Origin of the sequence: uncultured Chloroflexus sp. (assembly GCF_937951745.1) — a bacterium.
GTDB lineage: Bacteria > Chloroflexota > Chloroflexia > Chloroflexales > Chloroflexaceae > Chloroflexus.
The window spans coordinates 1-13,104 of record NZ_CALFBQ010000017.1; the positions used below are offsets into that span (position 1 = coordinate 1).

A 13,104-nucleotide genomic window follows, 5' to 3' on the forward strand; every position below is an offset into this window, starting at 1 on the left:
CGCAGCGTCATCACCACACCCCCAAAGACGACCACCGGCCTGAATGCAGCCACCAGCAGCCAACCCCAACCGATCCGCCAGCACGCCATCCAGCCCGCCAACTCGCCCACTCCGGCGGGGCCAGCCGTTAGCAGCGTGACGCTGAACGCCGCCGCCAGCGGGCCATACGCGCCGAGCAGGTGCAACCACGCCGGTACGCCGCTGATGATCCCTTACCCTTGCAAGGCCAGTGGCGTAAACGCGCACCAGCTCAGGCTATAAGCAAGAAGGAAATAGCGGATCGTTGACTGCGACATTGTTTCACCCAAAGCTAATGGAGAACAGCAAAGCCACCGCCGCTAGGACAAAACCAAACCCGGTGATCAACCACCATTCGGCCTGCCCTACCGCCGGCAAGGGCGTGGATTGGGTCATAGTGCGTGGATGCCGAGGCCATACGCTGCCAGTAAAGAAGGCCCAAAAGAAACCAACCTAATCGAACCAATCCTAGTGACGACAGAGACTCCATCACCGCCAAGCAGATGCCAGAATGAGAATACCGTAAAGAGCAGATTGACAACCAGATACGGAACGATCAGCAGCGGTAGCGCCACCCGCCACCGTTCGGCTCGATTGGTGGTATCGGCAGCAAACCGCAATGCTGTCCGCGCCACTGCGCTCCCACGAGCACGGCTGCCATGCTATGGACAAATTCGAGCAAGACTGGCACAGTCAATGCAGCCAACAATGCGACACCCAACGCATTGCCCACAACGACGGGCGAAGGGGTTATGAAGCAACTCCTCTCCGATAGCGACGCATCAACGCCACAGCGGAAGAGAAGGCGGTCGATCATCGACATAGTTGGGATCGCGACGCTGCCCGGTTTAGATGTTTGCAATGAGCACCAGCAGACTCGGCGCAAGGAAACCGCTGAGGGCGACAATGCCGCTCAAACTGTGAGCGAGGGCTGGCCACGTCACCGCGCCTGTGCGGTAGGCAATCACGCCATACGCCAACCCAAGCCATAAGGTTGCTACGACAAACTCTATCACACTCTCGGCGGGAAAAATGATCTGCGGCGCTAGGTGCCAGAGTGCAAAGCCGAACGAGAGATACACCATTGCCAACCAGATGTTGCGTGGAAAGAGATGAACATACATTCCGCGCCACAGTAGCTCTTCGCCGCAACCGTTGATCATCGCCAACGGGATAGCCAGCGCGATAAGCGATAACGGCGCCGCAACGAACGTTTCCGCATACATCACGATCGCGATCACGATAACGATCACCCAAAGCAGGGCAACCGGCCAGTTTAGCCGGCTAAAGAGTGCCACTCGCTCGCGCCACATCGTTATCCATGCTGCGCTGCCCAAAAGCTGCCGTGGCACGAGTAAGCATCAGACGAGCCAATAGATCGCGAACCCGCCGAGATAGCCGGCCTCGCGGCCCAACCAGCGCGCTGCGATCAGAAATATTCCACTTATACTGAGGATGACCAGCAGCGGCAGCACCAGCGCAACTGGCTGGACGGTTGATTTACCGGCATGCGCTTGTGGCAAATTGTTCATCATCGCTCCGTTCAACGCTGCCCGCGCCGGCCTAGCACGAGAGCGAACACCACGCTAATGCTTGCCGCTAACGGCAACGCACACCACAAATCGGCGGCCAGCGGTGGCGGGGTTGGCTCAGTGGTCGGGTCGAACGTCACCAAATACCAGCGATCCTTGTGGGCGATGAATTGCTCGCGGCTGAGGTCAACTCCCAACACTTGGACAAACCGGCGAAACGTTGGGTTGGCTTCCACAAATCCATACGCCTCAGCCAATTCAGCGTCATCGGTTACTCGCCGCGCCCGGCAATGTTCAACGCCATCAGCGGTCTGGATCGTCACGCGCGCATCGGCGAGGATATTGCGGTACCAGTCTGACCGCATACCGTACCCGTTCACGACATATTTACGGCCATAGTACGTATGGAACTCGATAGCCGTCCGGCGAGGCAAGCCACTCTTACGCCCAGTAGTGGTGACGATCATAAACAGTCTGCCGACCAGCGCCCCTAAACCCAACCGGTAGAGCAGGATCGGCAACCGGAAGATCGCGCGCACAACGGGATGCGAAGGGTAAGGCCCAAGATGATCATCTTTCAAGTGTAGACACCTGTCGCTTCATCCCTGCATTGCAAGCCGGGAGTTAATCCCCTTTGAGATTCGGGGGCGGACAGCACATTTGGTTGAGCATCACCGTCGATCACTTTACGATACCTCAACGCCCAATTTTGCCCACCCCTCTCCCGCGCCAGTAGGAGAGGGGCTGGGGGTGCGAGTAACCCACCGCGTCCTAAGGCCATCAACCGCATCTACGCTCATGCGTTCTGGCTATCCTCACGTCCGAGTGATGGGGCCATCAGGCGAGTGGAAGATACCGCCGAATCCCTACGCTGCAACAAACCCCTCATCGGGCGGCAGGTCAGGTTGTTGCGCGGCTGCGAGCGCCAACTCGTGGCAGCGCTCGTTATCCAGCACGCCACTATGGCCCGGCACATGCACAAACGTCACCTGATGACGCTCACACAAGGCCAGCAGCTCGGCCCATAGGTCGGCGTTCTTGACCGATTCGTTCGCACTCCGCATCCAATTGTTCGCCTGCCAGCGCCGCGCCCATCCCTTCTGCATCGCATTTACCACATACGCTGAATCGCTGTGGATAGTAACCGCCATGGGCCGTTTGAGCGCATGCAGTCCGGCGATGCATGCCATCAGCTCCATCCGGTTGTTGGTAGTGAGGCGAAACCCACCGGAAAGCTCTTTGTAGTGGCTGTTGTAGCGCAACACCACCCCGTACCCGCCCGGCCCCGGATTGCCAATCGCGCTGCCATCAGCATACATCACAACTGTCCCCGCCGGCGTGTCGGTTGGCGAAACCGGTAACGTCTCCGCTTCCGCGGGGAGCAACGCTTGCGCTTGGGCCCGTTCTGCCGGCGGAAGCGTAGCAACCCACTCACGCGCGGCAGCCAACGTGGCAAAACGCTTGTACAACGCATTGGGAAACCCGTCCACCTGCGCTTGGGCGCCGTCTGCGCCGTGCCATCGCCGGTATAGGCCCGGTTGGCGACCACGCACGACGAGGTAGTATTGCTGCTTCTGGCTCATAGCGCGTCTCACTGTGACAATTGCTGACTGCCGCTTACTATACCAGCTCTTCACGAGCTTGACGACCGGCAGAACAGCGCGTGATCTGCCCCTGTGCCGAGCACACTCCGCCGTAAAAAGATCTTGCCCGCAACCCTTGACTTTGTAAGCAACCTTAGGTATAGTACCAATGTCGGTACTCGCACATCATACAGCCGATTAGGCATGAAGGAGGTGATGCCCATGAGTAGTAAGCGTATGGGTGTCACCGCTGGTGAGGCCCGTTAGGCTTTACCGAACCGGTGACCCCCTTCTCCGAAACGTATTCCCCGCCATAATGGCGGGGAATACTATTTTTAGTTACCAGTAGTGTGGTATCGCACTGGCGATCGTCCCTCTTTTCGGGTGCCGTGAGCTAAGCGCGTCTGCTATAATGAAGGATAGCATGAATGCCGGCAGCCAGTCCGTTTCCGGTTAATCGCGGCACGACTCCAAGCGCCGCTCGGCTGCTTTACGGGCGTTGAGGAAGCAGGTATGAACAATTCTCAGTCAGTCGCATCGTTACGCCGCCGGCAAACCAGCTCAGCCGGCGAGCCAACCGCGAAAGAACGTGAATATCTTGAAGTGATTTACTACCTCGCGGCGCGCAACGAGCCGGTGATTGCGGCCCGGCTGGCCCGTTGGATGAAAGTACAGCCTCCGACCGTGACCCATATTGTATCGCGCTTGCTCGAAAAAGGCTTTATCGAGCGCAATGCCCATGGTGAAATTACGCTCACTCCTAGCGGGTTGCAATTGGCCGAGGCGATGGTGCGTCGTCATCGAATCCTCGAGCGATTTCTCGTTGATGTTATGGGATTGCCATGGCATCTGATTCACGAAGAGGCCGTCCGGCTCGAGCACGCCCTCTCGCCAGTGATGGAAGAGCGGATCATAGCACTAGTTGGGCAGGCGACAACGTGCCCGCACGGTAATCCGATTCCCGGCCAACACGAGGTCTACGCCGGCAATACCCGGCTCGATACGGCTCAGCCGGGGCGCTCGTTCACCATTCGCCGCATTGCGGAAGAAGCCGAAGAAGAGACGCCGATTGTCGCCTTTCTCGAAGCTAATGGCCTAGTGCCGGGCGCTGCCTTTACCATCACTGATAATATTCCCGCAATCGGCGTCACCCTCCAACGTCCGGGGTTGTCGATTACCGTGCCCACGCATATTGCTGAGTTAATTTGGGGCGATCTCGCTGGTGAAGAGTAGGCGCCGGTAGGTCTGGAGCACATTTATGGCGCGGATCACAGTCACCATTCACGGTGAGCAGCGCACGTTCCCGATTACCGAGCGCGGCCTTACGATTGGTCGCCAGCTCGACAATGAGATTGTGTTGAACCACGCAATCGTTTCGCGCAAGCATGCGCGCGTTGAGTTGCGCGGACGGCGGGCATGGGTGATTGACCTCAATAGCCGGAATGGGGTGACGGTCAATCGCCTGCGGGTGAAGGAAGAGCAGCTCAACGACGGTGATGTGATCGGGGTCGGCCCCTTCGAGCTACTCTATGAAGACCGGGCCGCCCAGAGCGTGGTGCTTGATGATAACCGCTATTTTCCGGTCGCCTCAGAGTCGCAAGCGGTTGCTGCGCACGAACTGCAGTTGCAACCCACCGATCTGCAAGCTTTTTACCAACTGAGCATGCGGGTTAATCAGGCACTCGATTACCGCGAGCTGCTCGATTTGGTGATGGAGGAGATTATCCGGCTGGTGCCGGCGCAGCGCGGCTTCTTGCTTCTGCGCAAGGGCGACGAGCTGGTGCCGCGCGTGATTTTGCCTCCCGGCACCGGCGATGTGGCGATTGCCGGTAGCATTGTGCGCAAAGCGATCGATCGCGGTGAAGCGGTGCTCACCCACGATGCCCGCATGGAGTTTGCCGGTTCTAAGAGCATTATCGCCGCGAACATTCGCTCGGCCATCTGCGCGCCACTGCTGACCCAAGGCGGCACGATCGGCGTTATCTTGCTCGACTCGCCCGGTCGCGAACAATTTACTACCCGTGACCGCGATATGGTCGTGGCGATTGCCAATTTGGCCGCAGTGGCGATCGAACGCGCCCGCCTTACCGAAGAGTTGCGGGTGCAGGGGCAGGTGCGGCAAAATCTCGAACGCTTCCTCTCGCCCAATGTGGCCCACGCGCTCTCGCGCTACGTCGCCCAGCACGGAAAACTCTGGGAAGCGCAGGAACAACTGGTGACGGTGCTCTTTGCCGATGTGAAGGGCTTTACTGCGCTTTCCGAACGGCTGTCGCCGCGTGAAGTGCAAGATTTGCTCAACGAGTATTTGCACGAAATGACCGAGGTCATCTTCCGTTACAATGGCACGGTCGATAAGTACATCGGCGATGGCATTATGGCCATTTTCGGCGCACCGCGCCTGCCTGACGAGCCGCTCGACGAGCAACATGCCCTGCGCGCAGTGTCAGCCGCGGTTGAGATGCAGCAAGCCCAACAGCGGTTAGTCAGCCGCCTTGATCCCGATAAGGCGTTTACCATTCGCATCGGGGTGAATACCGGCCCGGCCTATACTGGTTTTTTCGGCACGCGCCACCGGCTTGAATACACTGCGATTGGCGATACCGTGAATACCGCTTCCCGCCTCGAATCGGCTGCTGAGCCGGGCACGGTGTTTATTGGCGAAGATACGGCCCGTTTGGTGAGCGATCAGTTCGAGCTGCAAGAGATGGGTGAGTTGCAACTAAAGGGCAAGCAGCAGCGGGTACGCGCGTATAAAGTGCTTGGCCCGCGCGCCAAGCCCGGCGGGCAGGCGACGATAGTCTATGTGGGGCCGTAAGGACTGGGTGGATTGGCTTAGAAAGACGTTGTATGCCAATTGTTGTCGGTATTCGGTTCAAAGATAGCGGCAAAATCTATTATTTCGACCCGCGCGATCTCGAACTCCATACCGGTGATCCGGTGATTGTTGAGACGGTGCGCGGCCTTGAGTTGGCAAGGGTGGCGTTTGAACGGCGCGAAGTGGGCGATGACGCTATTGTCGGCGAATTGAAGCCAGTGGTGCGGCGCGCCGAAGATGCCGATTTGGCCCGCATGGCCGAGTTGCAACAGTATCACGCCGAGGCGCTGGCCCGTTGCGCCGAGAAGGTGCAAGAGCACGGCTTGCCGATGAAGTTGGTGAAGGCCGAATACTCCTTCGATGGCTCCCGCCTGACCTTTTACTTTACCGCCGATCAGCGGGTCGATTTTCGCCAATTGGTGCGCGATTTGGCCCGCACGTTCAAGACGCGCATCGAGCTGCGCCAAATTGGGCCGCGCGATGAGGCGAAGATGCTTGGCGGTATTGGCCCATGTGGCCGGATCCTCTGCTGCGCCTCCTTCCTGCCCGATTACGCTCGGGTCTCGATCAAGATGGCCAAAGACCAAGACCTGCCGCTGAATCCGAGCAAGATTAGCGGGGTTTGCGGGCGGTTGCTCTGTTGCCTCTCATACGAACACGAGCAGTATTTGGAAATGCGCAGCCAGTTGCCTAAACGCGGCACGTGGGTGATGACGCCCGATGGGCCGGGTGAGGTGGTCGGCCAGCACGTGCTTAAGCAGCAAGTGTTGGTGCAATTGGCCAGCAGCGGGATGATCGAGACCTACGATATACCGCAGATTACGCTGGCTACCGAACAGGTGGCGGCGCTGGCGCGCGCGCGCGCGGCTGAGGGAATTACGCCGGCGCGTCCGGCTAAGACCGAGCGTGGTGAACGCCGGATGCTGCGCGATGAGGTTGATGCTTTCGAGTGGAACGATGATCTTAGTTTGTTGGAAGATGATGAGCCATCGTTCTCGCCGCCTGCGCCGGTGTTACCGCCCATAATAGAATCAAGTCGTGACGCAGAGCAGCAACTGGTGCCAAAGTCGCGGGCGCGCCGCCGAGGAGGGAATGCCGCCGATGATGCGCCGGCTGCCCCGGCCAAGTCGCCGGGGAAACATCCGCCCGCCACCGCTGCTAAGTCGCCGGGGAAACATCCATCCGCCGCCGCTGCTAAGTCGTCGGGGAAACATCCACCCGCTACTAAACCCTCACCGCAAGAGCCGGCAGGCACTCCGGGAGGCGATACAGGCAAACGGCGACGGCGACGGCGCAATACCGGTAAATAGCCCGCATTTCCCACGATGCTGCTCGTGTCGCGGCTGGTTCCTCACCGCCTTGCACTGGGCAGGCGGTTTGTTGTGTGTCCAATTGCAGATAACGAGGGAAGGGATGGAGATTTTTCAGGTTGATGAACACATTTGGGCGATCGATCACGAGCTGCTCGGCTTGCCCGGCGTGGGTGTGACTTATGTGGTGTGGGGCGAAGAGATTGCGCTGGTCGAGACTGGGACGGCGCTGACTGCGCCGAAGACGTTGGCCGGCCTTGATGAGCTGGGGATCCCGCGCGAAGCAGTGCGCCATATCCTCTGCACTCATATTCATATGGATCACTGCGGCGGCTCTGGTCATCTCGCTGCTGCGCTGCCCAATGCTACGGTCTACATTAACAGCAGTGTGGCTGAGCATCTGGTTAATCCAACCAAACTGATGGCGAGCGTGCGCCGGGCCGTCGGTGAAGAGGCATGGCCGCTGCACGGCGAGTTGCTGCCAATTCCTGCCGATCGTATTCACCCCGCCGAAGCTTTGCGCCTCGATTTGGGCCGCGATGTGGTGCTCGAAGCTATCGCCACTCCCGGCCACTCGCCCGACCATCTCTCGTACCGCGATCTGAAGAGCGGTGGTTTGTTTATTGGCGACGCGGCTGGCTTGGTGATGGAACGCTGGGGTCTCGTGTTCCCGGTTACGCCGGTGCCTACCTATAACCTTGAAGCGCATCAGCATACTATCGCTAAGTTGCGCGCGCTGAACCTGCCGCGGATCTACGTGACGCACTACGGCCCGCACGACGATGTTGATTATCAGCTCACCTACGCCGCCGAACGATTGGCCGAACTGGTTGATCTGGTCAACCGGGCGCTTGATGATGGCGATCCTGATGTTGATGCCTTGGCAGCGCGCTGGGTACCCTATCCTGACGATGGCCCGGCGGGGGTAGTGGCACGCAGTTGGTCGCGCATGAGTGTGGCCGGCATGATCCGCTATGAACTCAAACGCCGCCAAGCACCCCCCACCTCCTAGAACCGTGCGGACGGCTTCTGCAGCCGACAGGCGGCGCACTGCGTGCGCCGCTTTGATATGGTATACTGCAAGCTAGCTACGCACCGGAATCAAAAATGGCCACCGACCTGTTTACCAACCTCAATCCGCAGCAACAACGCGCCGTGACCACCGTCACGGGGCCAGTGTTGGTGTTGGCCGGGCCGGGCAGCGGCAAGACGCGTGTGTTGACCCACCGCATTGCTTATCTGATCACCGAAGCAGGCGTTGATCCGCTGCACATTCTGGCTGTCACCTTCACCAACAAGGCCGCACGCGAGATGCGCGAGCGGCTGGTGGAGTTGTTGGGCGAGGCTGTCACCGCAGATCTGACCGTGGGTACCTTCCATGCGATCTGCGCCCGCTGGCTGCGGCGCGATATTGTCCATCTTGGCCGCGAGCGCGATTTCGTCATCTATGATAGCGATGACCAAGAACGCTTAATGAAGCGAGTGTTGCGCGACCTCAACCTCAACGAAAAGCAGAATCCGCCGCGCGCTATCCTCAGCGCGATTTCGCAGGCGAAAAACGAACTGGTTGACCCAGAAGAGTTTGCTCGTCATACCCGCAGCTATTTCGATGAGGTTGTTGCCCGTTGCTACGCCCGCTACCAAACTCTCTTGCGCGAGAGCAATGCGCTCGACTTTGACGATCTGCTCGGCGAGACGGTGCGGCTGTTCCGCGAGCATCCGGCTGTGCTCGCCCATTATCAGCAGCGTTACCGCTTTTTGATGGTTGATGAGTATCAAGACACCAACCACGCCCAATACCTGCTGGTGCGCGCGTTAGCCGAACGCGAGCGCAATCTGTTCGTGGTCGGCGATGAGGCGCAAAGTATCTATGCGTGGCGCGGAGCCGATATTCGCAATATCTTGCAGTTCGAGCGCGATTATCCCGACGCCACGGTGATCATGCTCGAACAAAATTATCGCAGTACGCAGGCAATCCTCGATGCGGCGCAAGCGTTGATTAATGCTAGTCCGCAGCGCAAATATGCGAAACGGTTGTGGACGACCAACGGCAAAGGCGAGCAAGTCATTCTCTACGAGGCGGTCAATGATGAAGATGAGGTCTCGTTTGTGGTGGGTGAAATCTTGCGCCTGATTGCTGAAGGCGTGGCTCGCCCCGGCGATTGCGCGATTATGTACCGCACCAATGCCCAATCACGCTTAGTGGAAGAGGCATTGGTGCAAGCTCATCTGCCGTACCACGTGGTAGGCGGGGTACGCTTCTACGAGCGCAAAGAGGTCAAGGACGTACTTGCCTACTTGCGCTTGGCTGCCAACCCCTACGATAGCGTCAGCTTACAGCGGGTGATCAACTGGCCGGGCCGCGGCATCGGCGAACGCACCGTCAGCGAGTTGATCGTCTGGGCGCGGCAATTGGGGGTGCCGCTTTATCAAGCGCTCAGCGAATTAGCCGGTGATCCTGCCGACCATCCCTTTGCCGCGCGCGCCCGCAGCGCTTTGTTAGAATTCTATACCCTCATTGCCGAACTCAATCGGCTGCGCGAGGTCATGGCGCTGGGTGATCTGATCGACTACCTGCTGACCCGGATGGAGGTGCAGGCGGCGTTGAAACGCGAATACGACGCCGACGAAGCCGATGATCGCTGGCGCAACGTGCAAGAGTTGCGTAATGCTGCGTTAGCCTACGCTAATCTGCCGATCGAGAACCAGTTAGCCGCGTTTCTGGAAGATGTGGCCTTGATTGCCGACGTCGATTCGCTCGATCGCAACAGTGATGTGGTGACGTGCATCACCTTGCATCAGGCGAAAGGGTTGGAGTTCCCCTACGTCTTTGTGCTCGGCATCGAAGAGGGTTTATTGCCGCACAGCCGCTCGCAGACCGATCGCGACTCGCTCGAAGAAGAGCGGCGGTTGCTGTACGTGGGCATGACGCGCGCCCAACGCCGGTTGTACCTCTGCCATGCGGCGCAGCGTGCTCTGTTTGGCCGGGTGACAGTGAGCGCGCGCTCGCGGTTTCTGGCCGATATTCCGCCGACCCTCCTCAAACTGTTGCGGCGACGTGGCTACCGGACGATTTCAGCGCCGCAGCCGGCACTGTTCAATGAGCGCTCGTTCAATCAGCCGCCTGCCCGCCGTGAGCGCGAGCGCAGCACACCGTTGCCGGCCCCGCTCAACGCTATCTTCTTCCCCGGCCAGCGGGTACGCCATGCGACCTTTGGCGAAGGGATTGTGGTCAGCAGCCGGCTGATCGAAGGCGACGAAGAGGTCACGGTGCGTTTTCCCGATCGCGAGCGGCGGCTCTTAGCCAGCTTTGCCCGTCTCGAACCCATCACGGACGGATCAGCTCATTAACCGGGCGCTGCTGCAATGCACTGACCAGAAAGTCGCGCAAAGCGCGGGCAGCCGGCGAGGCGATGCGATCACTGCGCCAAACTAAGCCAAGCGAGCGGGTCAAATTCTGATCGCGAATGGTGAGACTCACCACATTGTGGAAGCTGGCCACTGCCAGCGCCGGTACCAGCGCAATCCCTAAACCGGCAGCTACGAACCGCACTAACGTCTCGGTTTCCCCCCCTTCCATCACCGTCTGCGGGTTGAAGCCCGCTTCACGGCATGCCTTGAGCGTCGCCTCGCGCAACTCATAACTGGCCGGCGACAAGATCCAGCGTTCATTGTGGAGTTCGGCCATCGTCACGTCGCCCCGTCCGGCCAGCGGGTGGGAGGTGCTAACGATCAACACCAACGGCTCATTCAACAATGGGGTCACCGTTAACAGCTCATCGCTGACCGGCAAAGTGACAACGGCCAGATCGGTCAAACCCGCCTCAAGCAGATCGAGCAGCGACTGAATGCCGGCCTCGTGCAAGCGGAGGGTAATGCCGGGATAGCGTTGGTGGAACGCGGCTAACAGTGGCGGGAGCAGATGCGCACCGACGGTCGGCGGTGCGCCGATCGACACTCGGCCAGCCTTTAGCCCTACCCGTTCGGCCATAGCCGCGCGCGCGTCCTCAACTTGAGCCAAGATCGCGCGAGCGTATGGCAACAGCGCCTCGCCGGCTTCAGTTAGGCGCAGGCTGCGCCCCACCCGATCAAACAGCGTAATCCCCAGCTCGCGTTCGAGCTGGCTGATCTGCTTACTGAGCGCCGGCTGCGCGATGTGTAACTCGGCTGCGGCGCGGGTGACGTGTGAGTGGCGAGCAACTGCCTCAAAATACCGTAAATGGCGAAGTTCCATGCTTGTGCCCTTCTGTTCGGCGCTGAACTCTGCATAGTATGATACCAGACGCCAGTATCAATAATGGTGAGTGACGGTAAGCAGTGGCAAAGGTAGGGGTGAGGTGCAAACCCGTCTACGAGTTCGTTGCCTCCTCCCCGCTCGTAAGCGAGCTGGGGGCCGTCCATTCGCTCTACCGCGCCGAAGCGGGTTGCGAGTGCGCAGCGCCCGCGCAATGATCAGCCCCCTCCCCCCTCGTGAGGGCCGTTCCGTCACACAACCGTGCGGCTCACCTATAGCGAGCACACTCGCCTCCTCCCCGCTCGTAAGCGAGCTGGGGGCCGTCCATTCGCTCTACCGCGCCGAAGCGGGTTGCGGGTGCGCAGCGCCCGCACAATGATCAGCCCCCTCCCCCCTCGTGGGGGCCGGAGGTGGGTTGCCCCCACCATTGCCCAATCCACGACCGTGCGACTCTATCTTAATTACCACTCATTGCATCACAGCGCGGAAACGTCTATAATCTGAACAGCAGATTCGCGCCGGCGGCGCCGGCATCGCAGGAGAATCAGCCGTGGCAGGCGAAGAAGTGCAACAGCAGATCACCGCAGCTATCCAAACGTACCGCGAAGAGATCGATCGTACCCGCCGCGAGATTAATGAGGTTGAGTCGTTGCTGCGGCAGGGGATGACCGAAGTTGACAAACTCTCGCTGCGCGAAACCTCGATCGCTAATCGCGTGCGCGATCTCGATGTCAATCTTGAGCGCTACGAAAAGACTGATATCAAGACCTTCTATACCTCGCTGATCGAAGTGCAAATGCGTTTACAAACGATGCGCGCACAGGTCGATCAGTTGCAGACCCGGCGCGAGACGTTGCGCAACCGTCAAAGCCTGTTGAGCGAATTTGTCGAATTGCTCGAACAAGCAGCCGCACAGTTGGAGCGCAGCGCCAAAGTGGCTGATCTGCCGTTTGACCCGCAGACGATGATCGCCAACATTATCCAATCGCAAGAGAGTGAGCGGTTGCGCATTTCACTCCAAATGCACGATGGCCCAGCGCAGTCGATGAGTAATCTCGTGTTGCGGGCAGAAATTTGTCAGCGGTTGCTCGACCGTGATCTCGATCAGGCGCGGGCGGAATTGGTGGCACTGAAGAATGCGGTCAACAATACGTTGCAAGAAACGCGCAAGTTCATCTTCGATTTGCGTCCGATGACGCTCGACGATCTGGGCTTGATTCCGACCTTGCGCCGGTATGTTACGCAAGTTTCTGAAAAACACAAAATCGATGTCAGCTTAATGGTGCAAAACCTCGATCAACGCTTACCCAGCCACTATGAAGTAACGATCTTCCGTTTCATCCAAGAAGCGATCAACAATGTTGTACGCCATTCTGGCGCCACCCAAGCGCGCGTGATGCTCGACAATAGCGACAACACCCTCCAAATTCTGATTGAAGACAACGGCAGCGGCTTTGCTGTGCAAGAGGCGATTGCGAGTGCTGGTACGCGCAAAAATATGGGATTGGCCAACATGCGCCAACAGATTGAGGTCTTGTTGCAGGGTGAATTCGGGATCGAAAGTTCGATTGGGCGTGGTACCCGTGTTGCGGCGACCATCCCGTTGCCGTAA

The 13,104-nt window shown here is 59.1% G+C and carries 12 protein-coding genes and 1 pseudogene; 6 read left to right on the forward strand and 7 right to left on the reverse strand.

The window, feature by feature from the left end; translation table 11 throughout:
- The 6 genes and pseudogenes from Q1A59_RS05345 to rnhA all read right to left on the reverse strand — a co-directional run.
- Window positions 1-185: pseudogene (locus Q1A59_RS05345) on the reverse strand (CPBP family intramembrane glutamate endopeptidase); the annotation flags it as partial.
- Between the two features lie 225 nt (window positions 186-410).
- Entirely contained in the window at window positions 411-653 is a 243-nt protein-coding gene (locus tag Q1A59_RS05350) for a hypothetical protein (RefSeq protein ID WP_298490158.1), read from the reverse strand.
- 213 nt (window positions 654-866) lie between these two features.
- Window positions 867-1,370 carry a CPBP family intramembrane glutamic endopeptidase gene (locus Q1A59_RS05355; RefSeq protein ID WP_298408610.1) on the reverse strand — a complete coding sequence of 168 codons (504 nt, stop codon included), beginning with the start codon at window positions 1,368-1,370 and terminating at the stop codon, window positions 867-869.
- 9 nt (window positions 1,371-1,379) lie between these two features.
- Window positions 1,380-1,550: a hypothetical protein gene (locus Q1A59_RS05360; protein ID WP_299644239.1), complete on the reverse strand. Its 171-nt coding sequence runs from the start codon at window positions 1,548-1,550 to the stop codon at window positions 1,380-1,382.
- An 11-nt stretch (window positions 1,551-1,561) separates the two neighbouring features.
- On the reverse strand, window positions 1,562-2,131 hold the full coding sequence (locus tag Q1A59_RS05365; protein ID WP_299644241.1) for a nitroreductase family deazaflavin-dependent oxidoreductase: 570 nt from the start codon (window positions 2,129-2,131) through the stop codon (window positions 1,562-1,564).
- A gap of 285 nt (window positions 2,132-2,416) precedes the next feature.
- On the reverse strand, window positions 2,417-3,133 hold the full coding sequence (rnhA, locus tag Q1A59_RS05370) for a ribonuclease HI (RefSeq protein WP_298408619.1): 717 nt from the start codon (window positions 3,131-3,133) through the stop codon (window positions 2,417-2,419).
- A 513-nt stretch (window positions 3,134-3,646) separates the two neighbouring features.
- Between rnhA and Q1A59_RS05375 the strand changes: the two genes are divergently transcribed.
- The 5 genes from Q1A59_RS05375 (at window position 3,647) to Q1A59_RS05395 (ending at window position 10,609) form a co-directional block, all read left to right on the forward strand.
- Window positions 3,647-4,366 (forward strand): metal-dependent transcriptional regulator, encoded by a 720-nt coding sequence (locus tag Q1A59_RS05375; protein ID WP_298408622.1) that lies wholly within the window; start codon window positions 3,647-3,649, stop codon window positions 4,364-4,366.
- Between the two features lie 25 nt (window positions 4,367-4,391).
- Entirely contained in the window at window positions 4,392-5,948 is a 1,557-nt protein-coding gene (locus Q1A59_RS05380; protein ID WP_298408630.1) for an adenylate/guanylate cyclase domain-containing protein, read from the forward strand.
- A 32-nt stretch (window positions 5,949-5,980) separates the two neighbouring features.
- Window positions 5,981-7,258, forward strand: coding sequence for a stage 0 sporulation family protein (locus Q1A59_RS05385; RefSeq protein ID WP_298408633.1), 1,278 nt, complete (start codon window positions 5,981-5,983; stop codon window positions 7,256-7,258).
- A 103-nt stretch (window positions 7,259-7,361) separates the two neighbouring features.
- Window positions 7,362-8,270: an MBL fold metallo-hydrolase gene (locus Q1A59_RS05390; protein WP_298408636.1), complete on the forward strand. Its 909-nt coding sequence runs from the start codon at window positions 7,362-7,364 to the stop codon at window positions 8,268-8,270.
- Window positions 8,271-8,365: 95 nt separating this feature from the next.
- Entirely contained in the window at window positions 8,366-10,609 is a 2,244-nt protein-coding gene (locus tag Q1A59_RS05395) for an ATP-dependent helicase (protein WP_298408638.1), read from the forward strand.
- On the opposite strand, the gene Q1A59_RS05400 is transcribed toward Q1A59_RS05395, so the two are convergent.
- Window positions 10,587-11,492: a LysR family transcriptional regulator gene (locus tag Q1A59_RS05400; protein WP_298408646.1), complete on the reverse strand. Its 906-nt coding sequence runs from the start codon at window positions 11,490-11,492 to the stop codon at window positions 10,587-10,589. The two genes, Q1A59_RS05395 and Q1A59_RS05400, sit on opposite strands and share 23 nt — an antisense overlap.
- A gap of 550 nt (window positions 11,493-12,042) precedes the next feature.
- Here Q1A59_RS05400 and Q1A59_RS05405 point away from each other — a divergent pair.
- Window positions 12,043-13,104 carry a sensor histidine kinase gene (locus Q1A59_RS05405; RefSeq protein WP_298408648.1) on the forward strand — a complete coding sequence of 354 codons (1,062 nt, stop codon included), beginning with the start codon at window positions 12,043-12,045 and terminating at the stop codon, window positions 13,102-13,104.